Below are 20,333 nucleotides of genomic sequence, written 5' to 3'. Positions count from 1 at the left end.
CCACGGCGGCGCGGGGTCGCCCGAAAAACGGCGTCAATGCTGGATTTCGGGCGCCATCCGCGCGCCAGGTGAGACGTTTCCGAGCGGGTTCTCGGCGAACGCCCCCCCATCCCGGATACGGTAACCCGACCCCTAGGATGCCGCCTGATAATCGCGGAACGCCTCTCGCAATTTGAGCTTGAGCATCTTGCCGGTTGCCGTGTGGGGAATCTCGTCGACGAAGACCACATCGTCAGGGATCCACCATTTCACGACCCGGCCTTGGTAGAACGCCAGCACGTCCTCGCGTGTGAGCGTCGAGCCGGGCTTGCGAACGACCACCAGCAGCGGCCGCTCCTCCCATTTCGGGTGACGAATCGCGATGCAGGCCGCCTCGTGGATCTCGGGATGCGCCATCGCGACGTTTTCCACGTCGATGGAACTGATCCACTCGCCCCCCGACTTGATCACATCCTTGCTGCGATCCGTGATCTGCACGTATCCCTCGGGATCGATCGTGGCCACGTCGCCCGTGGGGAACCAGCCGTCGACCAGCGGCGAGGTATCCGAACGGAAGTAACGATCCAGCACCCATGGCCCGCGCGCGTACAGATCGCCGAACGCCTTGCCGTCCCACGGCAGTTCTTTGCCGTCCGGGCCCACGATTTTGAGATCGACGCCGTAGATCGCCGTCCCCTGTTTCTCGAGAATATGCTGCTGCGCTTCGGCCGGCAGGTCACGATGATGCTTGCGCAGATGGCATAGCGTGCCCAGCGGCGACATCTCGCTCATGCCCCACGCATGGATGACGCGCACCCCGTAGTCCGTCTCGAACGTATGCAGCATGGCCGGCGGGCACGCCGAACCCCCGATCACTGTGCGCTCGAGCGTCGAGAAGCGCGCGCCGATCGATTTCACATGCGCGAGCAATCCCAGCCAGACCGTCGGCACGCCGGCGGAAAACGTAACGCCCTCCGCTTCGAAGAGTTCATACAGCGACTTGCCGTCCAGATCCTTGCCGGGGAAGACCAGCTTCGCGCCGACCAACGCGCTCGAATACGGTAGCCCCCACGCATTGACGTGAAACATTGGCACCACGGGCAATACGGCGTCACGCGCCGACATGGCCATCGCGTCGGGGAGCGCTGCACCGAAGGCATGCAACACCGTCGAACGATGACTGTAGAGCACCCCTTTCGGGTGGCCCGTCGTGCCCGACGTATAGCAAAGTCCCGAGGCCGTGTTCTCGTCCATCGACGGCCACGGGAAGTCGCCGTCTTCAACGCCGATAAGATCCTCGTAGCACAGCAGCGGCAAACTCGATGCCGGCAAATGCGCGCGATCGGTCATCGCAATCCAGCCCTGCACGCCGGGGCACTTTGGCGCGATGGTCTCGATCAGCCCAATGAAGTTGATGTCGAAGGCCACATACCGATCTTCGGCGTGATTGACGATGTAGGCGATCTGCTCAGGAAACAGGCGCGGGTTCACCGTATGCACCACGCTGCCCATGCCGGAAACGGCGTAGTACAGCTCGAGGTGGCGATAGCCATTCCACGCCAGGGTACCCACGCGCTCGCCGTCGCCCACGCCCAGCCGGCGCAGGGCCTGCGCGAGTTGGCGGGAACGGTGCTCGACGTCGCGCCACGTATACCGGTGGATGTCGCCTTCGATGCGACGTGACACGATCTCGGTCTCGCCGTGATGACGGGCGGCGTGGGTGAGCAGCGTGGAAATCAGGAGCGGCGCAGCCATCATCTGGCCGAGAAGCGGTGTTGCCATGCGTCGAATCTCCAGAAAAGTCGAGAAAACCGGAATGACGGAATACGTCGGAGACTACGGTCGTGGTTTCGTGCTTCGCCATTTGGCGCGTCCGGAGCATGCCGTCGGGCGCGCTTCACCGAAACGCGCCGAACCATTCTTGACGCGGGCGCGCGCCGGGTCAACGCTCATCGGTTGTGCGGCGCAGCAGCGGCGCGCGAGCGGGCGCCACCGCAAGCCGGCAGCACGCGACGGACAGCTCAAGTAGAATGTTTGTTCACCTTCAGGAACGTCCCCAATGCCGGCCACCGACCGCTCCGCCGCTGTTTCCGCCTCACTCAAGCCTTACGGACCGCTGTCGTTGTCGAACCGGTTTGCGGCACTCGGCCCCGACTTCTACACGCGCCTCGCGCCACAGGCGTTGCCCGAGCCGTACCTGGTCGGATTCTCTGCCGACGCGGCCCGCCTGCTCGGCTGGTCGCCCGAAGCCGCACGCGACCCCGAGTTCGTGACCACGTTCGCCGGCAATACGCCGCTGCCCGGCGGCGATCCGCTCGCCAGCGTGTATTCGGGCCACCAGTTCGGCGTGTGGGCCGGCCAACTGGGCGACGGCCGGGCACTGCTGCTCGGCGAGTCGGACGGCCCCGGCGGGCGCTGGGAAATCCAGATCAAAGGCGGCGGACTCACGCCCTACTCGCGCATGGGTGACGGACGCGCCGTGCTGCGTTCGTCGATTCGCGAGTTCCTCGGCTCGGAGGCCATGTTCCATCTCGGCGTGCCGACCACGCGCGCCCTATGCGTGATCGGCTCCGATGCCCCGGTGCGTCGCGAAACCATCGAGACGGCGGCCGTGGTCACGCGTTTGTCGCCCAGCTTCATCCGATTCGGACATTTCGAGCATTTCTGGGCAGGCGATCGGCATGGCGCGCTGCGTCAGCTGGCTGATTTCACGATCGAGCATCACTACCCCCATTGCCGCGGCGAGGCCAATCCGTACCTCGCTCTGCTCAGTGCCGTGTGCGATGCGACGGCCGAACTGGTCGCGCACTGGCAGGCCGTGGGCTTCTGTCACGGCGTGATGAACACGGACAACATGTCGATTCTCGGTCTGACGATCGATTACGGCCCGTTCGGCTTCCTCGACGGCTTCGACGCGCATCACATCTGCAATCACTCCGACGCGCAGGGACGCTACGCCTATCAGGCCCAGCCGAACGTGGCGTACTGGAACCTCTTCTGTCTCGCCCAGGCCCTGTTGCCGCTGTTCGGCGAGGGCGAGGCGGCGATCGAGCAGGCGCAGTCGGTGCTGCCCGTGTTCAAGACACGGTTCGCCGAGGAGATCGATCTGCGCATGCGTGCGAAGCTCGGATTGCGCGAATCGCATGCCGACGACGAAGCGCTCATCAACCGTCTGTTCAAGCTGATGCACGAGGGACGGGTCGACTTCACGCACCTGTTCCGCACGCTGGCGGGGCTTGAACTGGAGAACCCGGCCGCCGACACGCCGCTGCGCGACATGTTCATCGATCGCGCAGGCTTCGATGCCTGGGCCGTGGATTACCGCGCGCGGCTGCGCCACGAGGCCAGCGCCGACGCGAAGCGTGCGGTCGCGATGCGGCTTGTCAATCCGAAGTACATCCTGCGCAATCATCTGGCGGAAATTGCAATCCGGCGTGCGCGCGAAAAGGACTTTTCGGAAGTCGACACGTTGCTCAAGGTGCTCTCGCGCCCCTACGACGAACAGCCCGAATTCGAACGTTATGCCGCGCTGCCGCCCGACTGGGCCGGACAGCTCGAGGTTAGTTGCTCGTCTTGATCGAGGGACGGCATCGGTGGTTGGCGGGCGGCGGCGAGTCGCCACGCGTTGCAAAACGGCGCGCCACCCCCATCTGTGCCAGGTCCAACGATAGACGACGCGTGGCGGCAACACCGGGGCCGCCCCCATCAGGAGACTCTCATTCATGAGCAAAGTGGAAAAAAGCGACGCCGACTGGCGTGCCCAACTCGACGACGTCGAATACCAGGTCACGCGTCATGCCGCGACCGAACGCGCCTTTACCGGGCGTTACTGGGATCATTGGCAAGACGGCACCTACCGCTGTATCTGTTGCGGCGCGCCGCTGTTCGAATCGACGGAGAAGTTCGATGCGGGTTGCGGCTGGCCGAGCTACGCGAAGCCCATCGACAAATCCGGCATCGACGAGGTCATGGACTATAGCCACGGCATGGTGCGCGTGGAAGTGCGTTGCCACAACTGCGACGCCCACCTCGGACACGTGTTCGAAGACGGCCCGCAGCCGACCGGACTGCGCTATTGCATCAACTCGGCGTCGCTCGACTTCGAGGACAAGGGCGGCCCATCCGACAAGCCGGCCGACGACTGAGCGGGCGACGGCGCCAGCGCCAGCGCCAGCGCCTGGATAATGTAGCGCGCCTCATTAGTGCGCGTCTTCAGTGCGTCCAACGTGTGTGCCCGGCCCGTGAATTCGATCAATTCGCACCGGGCGCCGCCCCATTTGGGATATCCCTCGCGCTCGGACGCCCCGGTGCGATTCGCACATCTGCTACGCTGGCGCTCCCTCAACGGAACACAGGAAACGCCGCTCATGACTGGCCAGAATATTCGCTTCGCCTCCCTGCTTATCTCTGCGGTGGTAGGCTTCGGCACCGTGAGCGCCACACCGGCCATCGCACAGTACATGGGACCTTCGGCCGGTGCTGCTACGACCGGCAGCGTGGTCGTGCCATCGGCCATGCCGCATGTGGCGACCGTCGCTCAGGCATTGGCCGCCCCGGACGATGCGATGGCCGTCATCGAGGGCTATATCGTCAACCGGCTCAAGCACGAGCACTACACGTTCCGTGACGACACGGGCAGAACGCTCGTCATCGAACTCGACGACAAATACCTGCCGCCCGGCCAGCAGATCAACGACAAGACGCGCGTGCGCATCACCGGCGAAGTCGACCGCCATCACCTTCGCGCGAACGATATCGACGTCAAGCGCATCGACATCCTGCCGTAAGGCACGCGACCGGCGTCCTCGGCAAGCGATCCGGAGGCAAGCCGGGGTGAAGCGGCGGCACGGACGACGCGACGCGCATTTGGCGATTCACCGCGTCCCGCCACGGGCCTTTGAAATATAATGCGGGTTTGCCCCGGCGCCTGTTGTCCGAGGGCGATTCCTCCCGAAGCCCCCGAGTCGAGACTTCATGAAATTCTTTTTCGACCTGTTACCGGTCATCTTGTTTTTCGTCGCCTTCAAGTTCGCCGGCATCTATGTCGCCACCGGCATCGCGATCGCGACGACGATTGCGCAAGTCATCTGGATGTGGCTGCGTCACCGCAAGGTCGAGCCCATGCAGTGGGTGAGTCTGGCGATCATCGTGGTGTTCGGCGGCGCGACCATGCTGCTGCACGACGAGACCTTCATCAAGTGGAAGCCTACGGCGCTTTACTGGCTCTTCTCGATCACCCTGTTCGTCGCCGAACTCATCTTCGACAAGAATCTGATTCGCGCCATGATGGAAAAGCAGATGGCATTGCCCGACCCCCTGTGGCGGGCGGTGAATTTCAGCTGGGCGCTGTTCTTCCTCGCAATGGGCGCGCTGAATCTGGTCATCGCCTACCACTACTCGACCGATACATGGGTCAACTTCAAGCTCTTCGGTGGCATGGGCCTGATGGTCGTGTTCATCGTCATGCAGAGCCTGTGGCTCTCTAAGTACATCAAGCAGGACGAATAACGTCCGTCAGGAAGCCACTGCCATGACCATGGAACAGCAAATCGAAGCGCGCCTCACCGCGGCGCTCGCCCCACTGGAATTCGCCCTCGAGAACGACAGCGCCCGTCACGCCGGTCATGCCGGCGCGGCGTCGGGCGGGCACTACAACGTCAGAATCGTGTCTGCAGCGTTTGCCGGACGTAACCGCGTGGCGCGGCACCGCCTGGTGTATGATGCGCTAGCCGATTTGATGCAAAACGGCATTCACGCCCTCGCCATCGTTGCGCTCGCTCCCGGCGAAGCGTAACTCGCATGCGACCATGCGACGTATCCCCCGTCGATTAACCTTGCCTTCGTCATTCGTTAGGAAAAACAGCATGGCATTGAAACTCGCCCGCACGGCACTGGCGCTCGGCGCCGCCGTGTCGCTGACCGCCGTCTCCCTCCCCGCTCTCGCTCAGAACGTCGCCGTCGTGAACGGCACGCCGGTGCCCGTGGCCCGTGCCGACGCCATGGTGCGCGAAATGGTCCGACAGGGTCAGCCGAACTCGCCGCAACTGCAACAGCAAGTGCGCGAAGAGCTGGTCAAGCGTGAGATCCTCGCGCAAGCGGCCGTCAGCAATGGACTGGCCGCCAAGCCGGACGTCAAGGCGCAGCTCAAGCTGGCCGAGCAAGGCGTGCTGATTCGGGCCCTGATCGCTGACTTCCAGAAGACCTCGCCGGTCACCGACGCCGAGGTTCAGGCGCGTTATGACCAGCTCAAGAAGCAGTTCGGCGACAAGGAATATCACGCCCGTCACATTCTGGTGCCGAGCGAAGATACCGCCAAGGACATCATCGCGAAGCTCAAGGGCGGCGCGAAGTTCGCCGACCTCGCCAAGCAGTACTCGAAGGACCCCGGTTCGGCACAGAACGGCGGCGATCTCGACTGGTCACCGGCCAACGCCTACGTGCCCGAGTTCTCCGACGCCCTGCAAAAACTGCAAAAGGGTCAGTACTCGCAAACGCCGGTCAAAACGCAGTTCGGTTATCACGTGATCGAACTGGACGACGTTCGCGACGCGCAGATCCCGGCGCTCAACGATGTCAAGCCGCAGCTCGTGCAGCAAATGCAGGAAGAGAAGCTGCAAGGCTACATCGACGGCCTCGAGAAAAATGCCAAGATCCAGTAAGCGTTACCGGCTACCGGTTCGGCTTTGAAACGAAAATCCCGCCTTCCGGCGGGATTTTTGTTTCCAGCGTGCTATTCCGCACGCGCTGACGTGCGGAATATCGTCGCTTAAGCCACCCAGCGACGCGCGTTGCGGAACATGCGCATCCACGGGCTGTCTTCGCCCCACTGCTCGGGCGCCCAGCTCATCTGCACCGTGCGGAACACGCGCTCCGGGTGCGGCATCATCACCGTGAAGCGCCCGTCGCCCGTGGTCACTGCGGTCAAGCCGCGCGGCGAACCGTTCGGGTTGAACGGATACTGCTCGGTCGGCTGTCCCCGATGGTCGACGAAACGCAGGGCGGCAATCGCCTGGTCGAGGTTTCCTTGCTGACCGAAGTTGGCATAGCCCTCGCCGTGCGCGATTACGATCGGCAGCTGCGAGCCGGCCATGTCCTTGAAGAACAGCGACGGCGAATCCAGCACTTCCACCTGCGTAAGACGCGCCTCGTACTTCGACTGGTTGTACGTGAACTTCGGCCAAGCCGCCGCGCCCGGGATCAGGTTCGACAGGTTGCTCATCATCTGGCAACCATTGCACACGCCCAGTGCGAAGGTGTCGGCACGGTTGAAAAAGCCGGCGAACTGTTCGGCCAGTGCCGGATTGAACAGAATCGTCTTGGCCCAACCCTCGCCGGCCCCGAGCGTATCGCCGTACGAGAATCCACCGCAGGCGACGAAGCCCTTGAACGTTTCGAGCGAGTGACGGCCGGCGAGCAGATCGCTCATGTGCACGTCATAGGTATCGAAGCCGGCCTTGTCCAGCACGTAGGCCATTTCCAGGTGCGAATTCACGCCCTGCTCACGCAGGATGGCCATCTTCGGACGCACGCCCGTCGCGATGAACGGGGCAGCAACGTCTTCGCTGGCATCGAACGTGAGCTTCGGCGAGAGACCGGGGTCGCTCGTGTCGTTGAGCGCTTCATATTCGGCATCGGCAGCGGCCGGGTTATCGCGCAGACGCGCAATGCGCCAGCTCACTTCCGACCACTCGCGTTGCAGCGCCGCGCGCGGCGCGCCGAACACCTTCTTCGCATCGCGATAGATTTCGATGACGTCATTCGTGTTCGGCTTGCCGATCACGTGCGAGCAGGCGGACAATCCGGCTTCACGCAGCATTTGCAACACCGCATCGCGCTCCGAGGCGCGCACCTGGATCACCCCGCCAAGCTCTTCCGAGAAAAGCGCGCGCAGCGTCTTGTCTTCGCGACGGCCCACGGTCTGCTTGGCCCAATCCTTGGCATCGCCGTAATCGGATTCGAAGCCGTCGTCGAGCGTGAGCATGTCGACATTGAGCGAGACGCCAACGTGGCCCGCAAACGCCATTTCCGCCACGGTCGCAAAGAGGCCGCCGTCCGAACGATCGTGATACGCCAGGAGCTTGCCGTCGCGGTTCAGTGTCTGGATGGCGTCGAAGAAGCGTTGGAGATCGGCCGGATCGTCCAGGTCCGGCGCCACGTCACCGATCTGCTGCGTGACCTGCGCGAGGATACTGCCGCCCAGACGGTTCTTGTTGCGACCCAGATCGATGGCGATCAGCACCGTCTCGCCCACTTGCGCGACCGAGCGCAGTTGCGGGGTGAGATGACCGCGCACATCCTCGATCGGTGCAAAGGCCGAGACGATCAGCGACACCGGCGCGACCACGTCCTTGCTGCGGCCGGCCTCTTCCCACTGGGTACGCATCGACAGCGAATCCTTGCCGACGGGAATCGACAGGCCCAGCGCCGGGCACAGTTCCATGCCGACCGCCTTGACCGTATCGAACAACGCAGCGTCTTCCCCTTCGGTGCCGCACGCGGCCATCCAGTTGGCCGACAGCTTGATCTGGTCGAGCGACGCAATCGGCGCCGCCGCGATGTTGGTGATGGCTTCGCCGACCGCCATGCGACCGGACGCCGGCGCGTCGATCACGGCCAGCGGCGTGCGCTCGCCCATCGTCATGGCTTCGCCACGATAGCCCGTGTAGTCCATCAGCGAAATGGCGCAATCGGCCACCGGCACCTGCCACGGGCCGACCATCTGGTCGCGCGCCGTCAAGCCGCCCACGGTACGGTCACCAATCGTGATGAGGAACGACTTGCTGGCCACCGTCGGGTGACGCAGTACGGCACGTGCCACGTCATCGAGCGACAGGCCCGTCACGTCCACCGGCGGGAGCGTCGTCGCCACGCGCGTGACGTCGCGATGCATGCGCGGTGGTTTGCCGAGCAGCACGTCCATCGGCATGTCGACCGGGTCCGGCGACTCCGGATGCATCGCATCGACCAGCTTCAGTTGACGCTCATCGGTGGCGATACCGACCACCGCCACCGGGCAACGCTCGCGTTGGCAGATCGCCTGGAAGGCCGGGAAGCTGTCCGGCGGAATCGCCAGGACATAACGCTCCTGCGCTTCGTTACTCCAGATTTCCGCCGGGGACATGCCCGACTCTTCGAGCTGCACCTGACGCAGATCGAAGCGCGCGCCCTTGTCGGCGCCGTCGACCAGTTCCGGGAACGCATTCGACAGACCGCCCGCGCCCACGTCGTGAATCGACAGGATCGGGTTGGCCTCACCCTGACGCCAGCACGCATTGATCACCTCCTGCGCACGACGCTCGATTTCGGGATTGCCGCGCTGCACCGAGTCGAAGTCGAGCTCGGCCGTGTTCGTGCCAGTGGCCATCGAGCTGGCCGCACCGCCGCCCATACCGATACGCATGCCCGGGCCGCCGATCTGAATGAGCAGCGTGCCGGCCGGCAGATTGTGTTTGTGGGTGTGTTGTGCGGCGATGTTGCCCATGCCGCCCGCGATCATGATCGGCTTGTGATAGCCGCGCACGCGGCCGGCCACGTTCTGCTCATACGTACGGAAATAGCCGCCGAGAATCGGACGGCCGAATTCGTTGTTGAACGCGGCGCCGCCCAGCGGGCCGTCGACCATAATTTGCAACGGCGACGCAATACGGTCCGGGCGGCCATAGTCGGCGCCGGTATCGCCGGGATTGCGCAGCGACGGCGGCACCGCCACGTCGAGATCGTTCTCCCATGATTCGCGCGCGTCAGGCAGCGCCAGATTCGACACGGTGAAGCCGGTCAGACCCGACTTCGGCGTGGAGCCGCGGCCGGTCGCGCCCTCGTCGCGGATCTCGCCGCCCGCCCCCGTCGACGCCCCCGGGAACGGCGAAATGGCCGTCGGGTGGTTGTGCGTCTCCACCTTCATCAGCGTATGCGTAAGTTCGACGCTGCGGCCGTACTGGCCGTCGGCGCCACGCGGATACCAGCGCTCGACTTCGGCGCCTTCCATCACAGAAGCATTGTCCGAATACGCCACCACCGTCCCCTGCGGGTGCAGTTGGTGTGTGTTCTTGATCATCTGGAACAGCGACTTGTCCTGCGCCTGACCGTCGATGGTCCATTGCGCATTGAAGATCTTGTGACGGCAATGCTCGCTGTTGGCCTGCGCGAACATCATCAGTTCCACGTCAGTCGGATTGCGCTTCAGGCTCGTGAAGGCATCGACCAGATATTCGATTTCATCGTCGGCCAGCGCGAGACCCAGTTCCCGGTTGGCGGCTTCGAGGGCGCTGCGGCCCACGCCGATGACGTCGATCGTCTGCAGCGGCTTGGCCGGCAACTCGACGAAGAGCGCCTCGGCGTCATGGCGTGTTGCCACGACCGTCTCGGTCATGCGGTCATGCAGCACGCCGGCAACGCGCGCCAGAACATCGGCCGCCAGCGATTTCTTCCCGCCGAGCAGGCCCGACTTCACACCGATCGTGTATTCGACAGCCCGCTCGATACGACGCACGTGATCAATCCCGCAGTTGCGGGCGATATCCGTCGCCTTGCTCGCCCAGGGGGAAATCGTGCCCAGACGCGGGATCACGAGCAACTGGTCGCCCACCGGCTCTTCACGCACCGGCTCACCATAGGTGAGCAGACCGGCGACACGGGCCACGTCTTCGCTCGACAGCGGTTCGGCGCTGGCCACGAGATGCACGTAGCGGGCGTCGACACGCACGATCGAACTGTCGATGGCTTGCAGGGTCTGCAGAAGACGTTGCTGGCGGAATTCGGAGAGCGCCAAGGCGCCGGCGAAGCAGGCAATGTGAGTCATGGAAGGACGGAAGGCGAGGCGTTCAAAACGCGGGGGAACGACAAAGCGAGATTATACCCTGCTTACCCCGGGTTAGACCCGAGTGCGCCACACGCATTATGGGGAGCCTCCCGCCCTGCCAGGGCGTCTCTCTGGTAACCTATGCGCCCCGTCATCAACACGGGCCGCGAAACCGGCATTCGGGTGCGGCACGGCAAAAAACGACACTAACAAGCGAACGTACGGGCGTTCGCCACACACCAGACGGTTGGGAATGAAGGTCATCGTTATCGGCGGCGGGGTCATTGGTACGTGTACCGCCTACTATCTGGCCGCCGCGGGGCACACGGTCACCCTTGTCGAGCGCAATAGCACGGTGGCGCAAGAGAGCAGCTTCGGCAATGCGGGCGTCATCGCGCCCGGCTATGTCACGCCATGGGCAGCGCCCGGCATGCCGCGCAAGCTGCTCGGCTATCTGTTCAGCTCGGCAAGCCCGCTCATCTTCCGGCCAGGCCTGTCGGCCGGCACCTGGCGCTGGGCCGCCCGTTGGCTGCGTGAATGCAAACTCGAACGCTACCGCGCCAACCGCGAGCGGATGCAGCGTCTCGCGTTCTATAGCCAGCGCTGCCTGCATGCACTGCGCGAGACCCACGTCTTCGAGTACGAGCACACGCAAGGCTATCTGCAACTGTTCCGCACCGAACGCGACGTCAAGATGAACGAACCGGCGCGCGCCATGCTCGCCGAGAACGAAGTGCCGCACCGCTTGCTCACGGCCGACGAGTGCCGCAAGCTCGAACCGGCGATTTCGACCGATGCCCCACTGGCGGGTGGCCTGCACCTGCCGCGTGACGAGACCGGCAACTGCCCGCTCTTTACCAAGCGCCTTGCCCAGATCGCCCGCGAGATGGGCGTCACGCTCGCTACCGAGACGACGGTGCTGTCGGTGCGCCCGAACCTGGGGCGATCGGGGGTCACGGTCGAGACGGCCAGCACCGCGCAGCTTGCGCAGCGCACGACACTCGAAGCCGATGCCGTCGTGATCGCGGCTGGCGTGGCCAGCACGGCGCTGCTGCGTCCACTGGGCATTGACCTGCCGCTCTGGCCGATCAAAGGGTATTCGATCACGGTGCCGGTCAAGACCGAACTGTTCAGCCCTCGCATCGCCGTCATGGACGAGTCGTACAAGACCGCCATCACCCCGCAAGGCAACCGTCTGCGCATTGCCGGCACGGCCGAACTGGGCGATGCCGAACTCGTGCTGCGCGAGCGCGCCATCGCCACGCTCTACAAAGTGGCGACGGACTGGTTCCCGGGTGCAGGCAAGTACCGGGAGGCGCGCGCCTGGGTCGGCGCACGTCCGATGCTCCCCGACGGCCCGCCCGTGCTCGGCGCAACGCCGCTACCCGGCATCTTCCTGAACGTCGGCCACGGTTCGACCGGCTGGGCGATGGCCTGCGGTTCCGGTCGCGTGCTCGCCGACGTCATCTCCGGACAAACGCCGGAAATCGATCTGAACGGTCTGACACTCGCTCGTTACGCGCACTGATATACGGACGCTGGCGTGCGAGGATGCCGACGGGCCACCCCATGAAGATGGCTGGCCCGGCCTGACGTTCGCCCGCGTATTCACAGGCCGGCATCGTCCATCGTCGGTAGCCAGACCCGGTCCGGCAGGGCCTTGTCGGAAACCACCGACACCGCGTCGAGATTCGCACCGGCAGGCAGAACGTTGCGTTGAGGGCATAATCTCCAAATGGCCCGCAGAACACACCGCGCCCAAGCCGTCGATGTCGGCATGCGACGATGTGCAGCGTTCGCCGCCCCTCGATACCGGGAGCTTTGTCTGTCATGTCCGATTCATCGCGCGCCGACGCCCCTGCTACCCCTGCTGCTACCCCTGCTGCTACCCCTGCCGCTGCCAGCGCCACTGTCGGCGCGGATCCCCTGACACGATCCATCGGGTCGCCACACGATTGCGCGACGTCATCCATTGCCGCATGCGCGCGCGACGCCCTCGACTTATGGCTTCCCGACACGCTACGCGAGGTCGAGCGAGCCGCCGCCGCCCAACTCCCTGCCCATACGCTCATGGCCCGCGCCGGGGCTGCCGTCGCCGAATGGCTCATCGGTCGCTTGCCAGCCCTCGCGAGCGCGGGTCGTCAACCCGTGTTGTTGCTCGCAGGGCCCGGGAACAACGGCGGCGATGCTTACGTTGCGGCGCGCGAATTGCATCGGCGCGGGGTGCTTGTCGATGTGTGGCAACTTGGGGCGCCGTCGACCGACGACGCCCGCTGGGCGCACGCCCACGCCCTCGCCGCCGGTGTGCCCGTGCAGTCCGCCCCGACCCTCTGGCCTCAACGCTCCTCGGATTACGCCTGGATTGTCGACGGCCTCTTCGGCATCGGCCTGACGCGCCCTCTCGAAGGCCCGGCCGCGGCCCTCGTCGAGCGCGTCGTCGAGGCCCACGCACAGGGCACACCAGTGCTCGCCATCGACATTCCCAGCGGACTGGCGGCGGCCACCGGCGTTGTCGACGGACCGGTCATTCACGCCGACATCACGATGGCAATGCTTGGCGCCAGCCCCGGGCTGCTCACCGGGATGGGGCGCGACGTTGCCGGGGAGGTGCTCATCGCCACCCTGGGAACGGACGAGGTGCTGGCCGCGGTGCGGTCCGGACGCCCCGACGGCCACGCCGTCGCGACGAGCGCGCCGGCCGCGTTCCGTGCGCATTTGCCGCAGCGTCATCATGCGTCGCACAAGGGCAGCTATGGATCGCTGGCGGTGTTGGGCGGCCATGAAGGCATGATCGGTGCGCCGCTGCTTTGCGCGCGTGCCGGATTGATGACGGGCGCGGGACGCGTCTATGTCGGCTTCGTCGCGCACGATGCGCCCGCCTGGGATCCGCAGCACCCCGAATTGATGCTGCGTCATGCGGAAAACCTCGACCTCGCGACGATGCACACCGTCTCCGTCGGCCCCGGGCTCGGGACATCCGCCGCATCGGCCGCGTGCCTGTCGCGCGCGCTCGCCCTGGACGACACGCCCCTGGTCATCGATGCCGACGCCCTCAATCTGCTGGCCGCCGACCCCGCGCTCGCCGAGCGCGTGCGCCGTCGCGCCGGCCCCACCGTCCTGACACCGCATCCGCTCGAAGCGGCGCGCCTGGCAGGTGACGACGTCGCACGCGTTCAATCGGATCGGCTGGCTTGCGCACGAGCGCTCGCGCAACGCTTTGGCGCAACGGTCGTGCTCAAGGGCTCAGGCAGCGTCATCGACGACGGAACGCACGCCTGGATCAATACGACGGGCAATGCCGGGCTGGCGACGGCGGGCACGGGCGACGTACTCACGGGCGCGATCGGTGCGCTGCTCGCGCAGGGTATGCCAGCGCCGCAAGCCGCACTGGCCGCGGTCTGGCTGCACGGCCGAGCCGCGGAACGGTGCGTCGCCGCAGGGGCCGGCCCTGCGGGACTGACCGCAAGTGAACTTTTGCCCGCCATGCGCGCCGAACTGGCTGACTTGATGAACGAGGCCCGGTGCGCCAAGCGAAGCACGCAAGCGCTCCGCACGGCGCCGGCCGGTTCGCCCTGACGTCGCGCGTGATGTGGATGCGGGCCCCCGAGACGGTCGTTCGCCGTCGCATTTCTGCGTGATTTCGCGACGACTCCCGTTATACTCCGCTTTATCGAAATGTCCTTATCGCACATGCCGTACAAGCCATCCGCGCCTGCCACTCGTCTGGACCAACTCCCTGCCTGGCGTACCCTGCTCACGCACCGCGACGACATTGCCGCGCAGCACATGCGCGACTGGTTCGCGAGCACCGGCGCCCATGCACGCGTCGAACAATTCTCATTGCGTGCGGCCGGCCTGTACCTCGATTACTCGAAGAACCGCATTACCGGAACAACGCGCACGCTGCTCGCACAACTCGCGCGCGAATGCGGCCTGCCGGCCAAACGCGATGCAATGTGGGCCGGCGACGCCGTCAACATCACGGAAAACCGCGCGGCGTTGCACGTTGCGCTGCGCGCACCGCAGGACATGGCCTTTCGCGACGCGGCCGGCGACGTCAGCCGCGGGGTGCGCGAGACCCTCTCGCGCATGCGTGCTTTCAGCGAAAGCGTGCGCGACGGGCGGTGGATCGGTGCGACAGGCAAGCCCATTCGACATCTCATCAATGTCGGGATCGGCGGATCGGACCTGGGTCCGCGCATGGTGTGCGACGCGCTTGCCGTCTACGGGCGGCGAGATCTGAGCGCGCACTTCATCGCCAACATCGATCCCACCGAACTGGCACGCACGCTGCCCTCGCTCGACCCCGAAACCACGCTCGTCGTGGTGTGCTCGAAGACCTTCACCACGCTCGAAACCATGACCAACGCGCGCACGATTCGCGCCTGGTTTGTCGCGCATGGCATTCCTGAGGGCGAACTCGGCAAGCACTTCGTGGCGGTGTCGACGAATGCCGAGGAAGCGATGCGCTTCGGCATTCACCGCGAGAACGTGTTCGAGTTTGGCGAGTGGGTCGGCGGGCGGTATTCGCTGTGGTCGTCGATCGGGCTCATCATCATGCTCTATCTCGGCCCGCAGCATTTCGACGCGTTGCTCGCCGGTGCGCATGCCATGGACGAACACTTCCGCAGTGCGCCACTCGAGTCCAACATGCCGGTGCTGCTTGGCCTGCTCGGCATCTGGTACCGGAATTTCTTCGACGCCCAGACGCTTTCCATCGCGCCGTATACCGACGCCTTGCAGAAACTGCCGCCGTATCTGCAGCAGTTGGACATGGAGAGCAATGGCAAGTCGGTGCAGCTCGACGGGACGCCTGTCGCATGGCAAACCGCGCCGATCCTATGGGGCGAGCCGGGCACGAACGGTCAGCACGCCTACTTTCAGATGTTGCACCAGGGCACCACGCTGGTGCCCGTGGACTTCATCGCCGTCCTGAATCCGCAATATGATGCGCCCGCCTATCTCGATCATCACCGCAAGCTGCTCGCCAATTGCTTCGCGCAAAGCGAAGCGTTGCTGCAAGGCGGCTCGATGGCCACGGCGGAACAAGCTGGAGGACCGCTGGGCGCGCAACGCCGCTTCGACGGCAATCGTCCGAGCAACACGCTCGTGATCGACCAATTGTCGCCCGAGCGCCTGGGTGCGCTGATTGCGCTCTATGAGCACAAGGTGTTCGTGCAGGCCGCCATCTGGAACATCAATCCGTTCGACCAGTGGGGAGTTGAACTCGGCAAGACGCTGAGCCGCGCCATCGAGCCCGAACTCGCCGATCCGGACTTGCTCACGCCCGACGCGCACGACGCCTCGACCACGTCGTTGATTCGCCTTGCAGGCGACGCCCTGAAACGCAAGCACTGAAACGCGCGATCGCCGCAGCAACATCACTGCGGCGTTTTCGACCCCGCGTCTCGTGCGCCTGACGGGCCATCGATCCTTCGTCCGCCGGCGAGTTGCACCGTCGTGTCGCACCGCTGCGCGATCGCCTGATCATGCGTCACGAGCACCAGCGTTGCGCCACGGGCCTTGTTGAGCGAGAACATCAGGTCGATCACGCGCTCCCCCGTCGCCGTGTCCAGACTGCCCGTCGGTTCGTCGGCAAACAGTATGGCGGGTTCGGTGACGAAAGCGCGCGCCAGCGCCACGCGTTGCTGTTCGCCGCCGGAGAGCTGCTTCGGATAATGCGCCAGACGCGAGCCCAACCCCACTTGTTCAAGCAACTTGATGGCACGATCGCGCACGTCGCGTGTCTCACCCAGCAACTCGAGCGGCAGCATCACGTTCTCGAGCGCGCTCAGGTGCGGCATCAATTGAAACGATTGAAAGACGAAACCGACGGCACCGCGTCGCAATGCGGCCCGACCCTCTTCGTCGAGATCGCCGAGCGACTTGCCCAGCAGCGTGATACTGCCGTCGCTTGCAGTGTCGAGCCCCGCCATCAGGCCTAGCAACGTAGACTTGCCGGACCCCGACGCGCCAACGATGGCGACGCTTTGCCCTTTGGCGACACTGATATCGATATCCTGCAGAATGACCAGCTCACCGGTCGCGTCGCGCAACCGTTTGCCCAGCCCCCGCACCTCAATCACGTTTTCGGAAAACGACATGGTTAGAAGAGAGTTCTTGAAAATGGCCGCCTCCGCCCTCGTAGGCGGGTGCATGCTCTCAGGGACCGCAGCGAACGCGGCAAGTTCGGGGACGCCAACGATTTTGGTCGTCGGCGACAGCCTTTCGGCGGAATATGGCATCGCGCGCGGCACCGGCTGGGTCAATCTGATGCAGCAGACGATCACGCGAAGCGGGTTTGATTATAACGTCGTGAACGCGAGCATCAGCGGCGACACGACGAGCGGCGGACGCGCGCGCCTCGCGCCGCTGCTCGAACGCTATCATCCCGCCATCACGATCCTGGAACTCGGCGGCAACGACGCGCTGCGCGGCATTTCACTCGACCTCACGCGCAGCAATCTGCGCGAGATGGTCGGCGCGGCACGCAAGGCAGGCAGCCGTGTGATCGTCGTCGGCATGCGCATTCCGCCGAATTACGGGCTCGACTACAGCGAGCAGTTCTTCACAATGTTTTCGCTCGTGGCCAAGCAGGAAAAAACGGGCTACGTGCCGTTCCTGTTGGCAGGTGTCATTGAACATCCCGACTGGTTCCAGCAGGATCAGATTCACCCGCTTGCCAAGGCGCACCCGCAAATCCTGCAGAATGTCTGGCCGGCGGTCAAACCACTCCTCAAGCCCGCCGGCAAGGCGCCCTCGCGCCCCGCGCAACCACGAACGCCGAAGACGTCCGGCGCATAAAAAACGCGGCCGGTTGGCCGCGTTTCTCGTTTCATTCAGCAATGGTGTCGGCCGCCGGTTCAGGCCCCCGACTTGGTGACATCGTTCACGACCTTCACCTTCGAGCGCGCACGCAGGTCGGCCAGCCAGGCGTTCCATTCGGCCTGCGCCGCCAGTTGGTTGAGTTGCTGCGCCTCGGCGGCAAGATGCTCCGCGTCCTGCTCGGCCGGCTGCGTGACCTTGCCGATGCGATACACCGCGTAGCCCTGACCGTCGCCCAAAGCGACACCGACATACGCCGGCAACCGCGTCGTATCGGCACTGAAGATCGCCCCCAAGGCCGTCGCCGGCAGCTTGCCCGGGTTGTCTCGAGAAACGGTTTGCGCAGCGCCGAATGCGGCGTCGCCCCCCTTCTTGAGCGCTTCGAGCTTGGCCTGGCCGGCCGTCGTCGCTGCCTGCTCGGCCAGATCGGCCACGACCTTCTCTTTGACTTGCGCCTCGATCTGCGCGAGCGGCGGCGTGGCGGCCGGGTGGTAAGTCACCACGTGCGCCGACACCAGTACGCCCTGACCCACATCCACCGCCTCGGTATTGCGCTTGTTCTTGAGCGCCTCGTCGCCAAACACGGCCTTGAGTAGCTTCTCATTGCCGATCGGGAGTTTCGCCTGCGACGGATCCGGCGTCCGCGTGACCGTGGCCGTCTGCACCTTCAGGTTGAGCTTGTCGGCCGCCGGCTGCACGCTGTCGGGTTGTTCGTAGACGGCGTTGGTGAACTGGTCGGCCAGCTTCGCATACGCTTTCGCCGACTCCTGCTGTCGATACTGATCGGCAAGCTGCGCCTTCACTTCATCGAACGACTTGGTCTGCTCGGGCTTGATGCCGGTCAGCTTGATGATGTGATAACCGAAATCGCTCTTCACGACATCGCTCACGTCACCCTCGTGCTTGAGCGCGAACGTGGCATCGGCAAACGGCTTGACCATTGCGTCGCGCGTGAAGAAGCCCAGATCGCCCCCGTTGGCCTTCGATCCCGGGTCTTCCGAATCGGCGCTGGCCAGCTTGGCAAAGTCGTCCGGATGCTTCTTGATCTCGGCCAGCAACGCGTCGGCCTTGGCCTTCGCCTTGGCGTGCTCGGCCGGCGATGCGTCGGCGGGCGACGCGATCAGGATGTGCGATGCGCGGCGCTGTTCCGGCGTCGTGTATTGCTTGAGATTGTCCTGGTACATCTTGCGCAGCACGTCGTCGCTCGCGGGCGTCTGTGCCGAAGCCGGCATGGCCTTCGGGTCGAGCACGACATATTGGATCTCAGCCGATTCGGGCGTCTGGAAGGCCGCCTTGTGCGCATCGTAATACGCCTGAATCTGCGGCTGCGTCGGAACGATCTTGCCGGCGTAGTCCGTGACCGGGAAGGTCAGCACCGAGACGTCACGCTGTTGAGCACGCAGTTGTGCGAAGCGTTCGAGCACCGTCTTCGGCAGCATGGCGCTCGCCTGCACGCTCGACGGCAATTGGTTCGACGCCAGCTCGAAGCGAATTTGCGCTTCAAGGCGCTGCGGCGTGAGGTTTTGCGCAGAAAGCAATTGCGCGTACTTCGCTTCATCGATGGAGCCATCCGGGCGGCGCAACTGGGCAATCGCCGGAATGGCGAGCAGCGCCTCACGCACCTGGGCATCGGGCACCGAGAGATTCTTCTTGAGCGTTTCCTGCGTGAGCAGCTTCTGCTGGATCAGGTTATCCAGTACCGCGGCGCGCATTTCGGGGGTGTTGATCTGGTTGGGATCGACAGCGCCGCCAAACATCTGTTGCATGCGCTCGGTCTGCGCACGAAGCACGCCGTCGTATTCCTGGCGCGTCACGGTCTGGTCGCCGACCTTGGCGATGGTGCTGGCGTCTGCGGCGTATTCCTGCCAGCCATGTACGCCAAACACCACGAACGACGGCACGATCAACACCGTCAGGAAGATGAGAACCAATCGTTGATGACGGCGGATGAAGTCGAACATACGAAATCGGAATAGTCGTCTGGATGCGTCTTAAGACGCTATATGGCAAAAAAGGCGAACCGAAGTTCGCCTTTTCACAATTTGGCGGAGCGGACGGGGCTCGAACCCGCGACCCCCGGCGTGACAGGCCGGTATTCTAACCAACTGAACTACCGCTCCCCAAGATCTGGAACTGGTGGGTGCTGAGGGGCTCGAACCCCCGACCTACGCCTTGTAAGGGCGCCGCTCTACCAACTGAGCTAAGCACCCGTTCCCGATTCAAGTGTTGTTCTTGCTGCAACTCCCCGCCGAAACAGGGAAGCTGATCAGTTTAACGTATCTTTCAATACTTTGCCAGGGCGAAATTTCGGAACCTTCGCTGCCTTGATCTTGATCGTGGCGCCCGTGCGCGGATTGCGGCCGGTACGCGCCGCACGCTTGGCCACGAGGAAGGTGCCGAAGCCGACCAACGTCACGCTGTCTCCCTTCTTCAGCGATTTCTTTACCGCACCCACCAATGCTTCAAGTGCCCGACCGGCAGCCGCTTTCGAGATGTCTGCTTCACCCGCGATATGATCGATCAGTTCCGTCTTGTTCACTGTAACCCCCTTGCAAGGATAGTAGGCGATTGAGCCGCGGAGGCGCTCTTTGCGCGCCTTGACTTTGATCTGCTAGGTCCGTCGGCTTTGCCATTAGACAAGCCGGAAACCCTGATGTCAAGCCGTTTTGCGCCCTTCTGGCGGCTTAGGAAGCACTCCTGAATCTGCGCTTCCCCAGTGTCATTTTCGAGC

15 protein-coding genes and 2 tRNA genes are annotated in these 20,333 nt (G+C 64.3%); 10 read left to right on the top strand and 7 right to left on the bottom strand.

Annotated features, from left to right (window positions below):
* Positions 1-132 precede the first annotated feature (132 nt).
* Positions 133-1,761, bottom strand: coding sequence for a 3-(methylthio)propionyl-CoA ligase (locus tag PCE31107_RS09445; protein WP_150607976.1), 1,629 nt, complete (start codon positions 1,759-1,761; stop codon positions 133-135).
* Between the two features lie 277 nt (positions 1,762-2,038).
* Here PCE31107_RS09445 and PCE31107_RS09440 point away from each other — a divergent pair, with 277 nt between their 5' ends.
* The 6 genes from PCE31107_RS09440 to PCE31107_RS09415 all read left to right on the top strand — a co-directional run bounded on the left by PCE31107_RS09440 (position 2,039) and on the right by PCE31107_RS09415 (position 6,638).
* A complete protein-coding gene (locus PCE31107_RS09440) occupies positions 2,039-3,556 on the top strand; it encodes a protein adenylyltransferase SelO (RefSeq protein WP_150607974.1) in 1,518 nt (505 codons plus the stop codon).
* A 145-nt stretch (positions 3,557-3,701) separates the two neighbouring features.
* Positions 3,702-4,124, top strand: coding sequence for a peptide-methionine (R)-S-oxide reductase MsrB (gene msrB / locus PCE31107_RS09435; RefSeq protein WP_130026152.1), 423 nt, complete (start codon positions 3,702-3,704; stop codon positions 4,122-4,124).
* Between the two features lie 222 nt (positions 4,125-4,346).
* Positions 4,347-4,766 carry a YgiW/YdeI family stress tolerance OB fold protein gene (locus tag PCE31107_RS09430; RefSeq protein ID WP_150607972.1) on the top strand — a complete coding sequence of 140 codons (420 nt, stop codon included), beginning with the start codon at positions 4,347-4,349 and terminating at the stop codon, positions 4,764-4,766.
* Between the two features lie 187 nt (positions 4,767-4,953).
* Positions 4,954-5,487, top strand: a complete 534-nt coding sequence (locus tag PCE31107_RS09425; RefSeq protein WP_150607970.1) for a septation protein A — start codon at positions 4,954-4,956, stop codon at positions 5,485-5,487.
* Positions 5,488-5,509: 22 nt separating this feature from the next.
* Positions 5,510-5,773 carry a BolA family protein gene (locus tag PCE31107_RS09420; protein WP_130026154.1) on the top strand — a complete coding sequence of 88 codons (264 nt, stop codon included), beginning with the start codon at positions 5,510-5,512 and terminating at the stop codon, positions 5,771-5,773.
* A 70-nt stretch (positions 5,774-5,843) separates the two neighbouring features.
* Entirely contained in the window at positions 5,844-6,638 is a 795-nt protein-coding gene (locus PCE31107_RS09415) for a peptidylprolyl isomerase (protein WP_150607968.1), read from the top strand.
* Positions 6,639-6,745: 107 nt separating this feature from the next.
* On the opposite strand, the gene purL is transcribed toward PCE31107_RS09415, so the two are convergent.
* Positions 6,746-10,777 carry a phosphoribosylformylglycinamidine synthase gene (gene purL, locus PCE31107_RS09410; protein WP_150607966.1) on the bottom strand — a complete coding sequence of 1,344 codons (4,032 nt, stop codon included), beginning with the start codon at positions 10,775-10,777 and terminating at the stop codon, positions 6,746-6,748.
* 253 nt (positions 10,778-11,030) lie between these two features.
* Here purL and PCE31107_RS09405 point away from each other — a divergent pair, with 253 nt between their 5' ends.
* The 3 genes from PCE31107_RS09405 (at position 11,031) to pgi (ending at position 16,135) form a co-directional block, all read left to right on the top strand.
* Positions 11,031-12,305, top strand: coding sequence for a D-amino acid dehydrogenase (locus PCE31107_RS09405; protein WP_130026157.1), 1,275 nt, complete (start codon positions 11,031-11,033; stop codon positions 12,303-12,305).
* Between the two features lie 302 nt (positions 12,306-12,607).
* Entirely contained in the window at positions 12,608-14,353 is a 1,746-nt protein-coding gene (locus PCE31107_RS09400; protein ID WP_150607964.1) for an NAD(P)H-hydrate dehydratase, read from the top strand.
* 114 nt (positions 14,354-14,467) lie between these two features.
* A complete protein-coding gene (gene pgi, locus PCE31107_RS09395; protein ID WP_150607962.1) occupies positions 14,468-16,135 on the top strand; it encodes a glucose-6-phosphate isomerase in 1,668 nt (555 codons plus the stop codon).
* A gap of 23 nt (positions 16,136-16,158) precedes the next feature.
* Here the strand turns inward: pgi and PCE31107_RS09390 are convergent, their stop codons facing one another.
* Positions 16,159-16,881 (bottom strand): ABC transporter ATP-binding protein, encoded by a 723-nt coding sequence (locus PCE31107_RS09390; protein ID WP_130026160.1) that lies wholly within the window; start codon positions 16,879-16,881, stop codon positions 16,159-16,161.
* A gap of 52 nt (positions 16,882-16,933) precedes the next feature.
* Here PCE31107_RS09390 and PCE31107_RS09385 point away from each other — a divergent pair, with 52 nt between their 5' ends.
* Positions 16,934-17,581: an arylesterase gene (locus PCE31107_RS09385; RefSeq protein WP_174966598.1), complete on the top strand. Its 648-nt coding sequence runs from the start codon at positions 16,934-16,936 to the stop codon at positions 17,579-17,581.
* A gap of 59 nt (positions 17,582-17,640) precedes the next feature.
* Here the strand turns inward: PCE31107_RS09385 and PCE31107_RS09380 are convergent, their stop codons facing one another.
* The 4 genes from PCE31107_RS09380 to PCE31107_RS09365 all read right to left on the bottom strand — a co-directional run bounded on the left by PCE31107_RS09380 (position 17,641) and on the right by PCE31107_RS09365 (position 20,141).
* The gene (locus PCE31107_RS09380; protein WP_150607958.1) at positions 17,641-19,563 is read right to left on the bottom strand and encodes a SurA N-terminal domain-containing protein; all 1,923 of its coding nucleotides are present in this window, start codon (positions 19,561-19,563) and stop codon (positions 17,641-17,643) included.
* 82 nt (positions 19,564-19,645) lie between these two features.
* Positions 19,646-19,722: transfer RNA gene (locus tag PCE31107_RS09375), tRNA-Asp, on the bottom strand.
* 14 nt (positions 19,723-19,736) lie between these two features.
* A tRNA-Val gene (locus PCE31107_RS09370) sits at positions 19,737-19,812 on the bottom strand.
* 56 nt (positions 19,813-19,868) lie between these two features.
* Positions 19,869-20,141, bottom strand: a complete 273-nt coding sequence (locus PCE31107_RS09365; RefSeq protein WP_150607956.1) for an HU family DNA-binding protein — start codon at positions 20,139-20,141, stop codon at positions 19,869-19,871.
* Positions 20,142-20,333 lie beyond the last annotated feature (192 nt).

Source organism: Pandoraea cepalis, from assembly GCF_902459625.1.
Classification (GTDB): Bacteria; Pseudomonadota; Gammaproteobacteria; order Burkholderiales; family Burkholderiaceae; genus Pandoraea; species Pandoraea cepalis.
The sequence above is the reverse complement of the archived record's forward strand: the minus strand, read 5'-3'. Positions and strand labels throughout refer to the sequence as shown.

Bases quoted from the DNA above. Each gene is read 5' to 3' on its own strand.
- PCE31107_RS09445 (WP_150607976.1), bottom strand. From the start codon at position 1,761: ATGGCAACACCGCTTCTCGGCCAGATGATGGCTGCGCCGCTCCTGATT.
- PCE31107_RS09440 (WP_150607974.1), top strand. From the start codon at position 2,039: ATGCCGGCCACCGACCGCTCCGCCGCTGTTTCCGCCTCACTCAAGCCT.
- msrB (WP_130026152.1), top strand. From the start codon at position 3,702: ATGAGCAAAGTGGAAAAAAGCGACGCCGACTGGCGTGCCCAACTCGAC.
- PCE31107_RS09430 (WP_150607972.1), top strand. From the start codon at position 4,347: ATGACTGGCCAGAATATTCGCTTCGCCTCCCTGCTTATCTCTGCGGTG.
- PCE31107_RS09425 (WP_150607970.1), top strand. From the start codon at position 4,954: ATGAAATTCTTTTTCGACCTGTTACCGGTCATCTTGTTTTTCGTCGCC.
- PCE31107_RS09420 (WP_130026154.1), top strand. From the start codon at position 5,510: ATGACCATGGAACAGCAAATCGAAGCGCGCCTCACCGCGGCGCTCGCC.
- PCE31107_RS09415 (WP_150607968.1), top strand. From the start codon at position 5,844: ATGGCATTGAAACTCGCCCGCACGGCACTGGCGCTCGGCGCCGCCGTG.
- purL (WP_150607966.1), bottom strand. From the start codon at position 10,777: ATGACTCACATTGCCTGCTTCGCCGGCGCCTTGGCGCTCTCCGAATTC.
- PCE31107_RS09405 (WP_130026157.1), top strand. From the start codon at position 11,031: ATGAAGGTCATCGTTATCGGCGGCGGGGTCATTGGTACGTGTACCGCC.
- PCE31107_RS09400 (WP_150607964.1), top strand. From the start codon at position 12,608: ATGTCCGATTCATCGCGCGCCGACGCCCCTGCTACCCCTGCTGCTACC.
- pgi (WP_150607962.1), top strand. From the start codon at position 14,468: ATGCCGTACAAGCCATCCGCGCCTGCCACTCGTCTGGACCAACTCCCT.
- PCE31107_RS09390 (WP_130026160.1), bottom strand. From the start codon at position 16,881: ATGTCGTTTTCCGAAAACGTGATTGAGGTGCGGGGGCTGGGCAAACGG.
- PCE31107_RS09385 (WP_174966598.1), top strand. From the start codon at position 16,934: ATGCTCTCAGGGACCGCAGCGAACGCGGCAAGTTCGGGGACGCCAACG.
- PCE31107_RS09380 (WP_150607958.1), bottom strand. From the start codon at position 19,563: ATGTTCGACTTCATCCGCCGTCATCAACGATTGGTTCTCATCTTCCTG.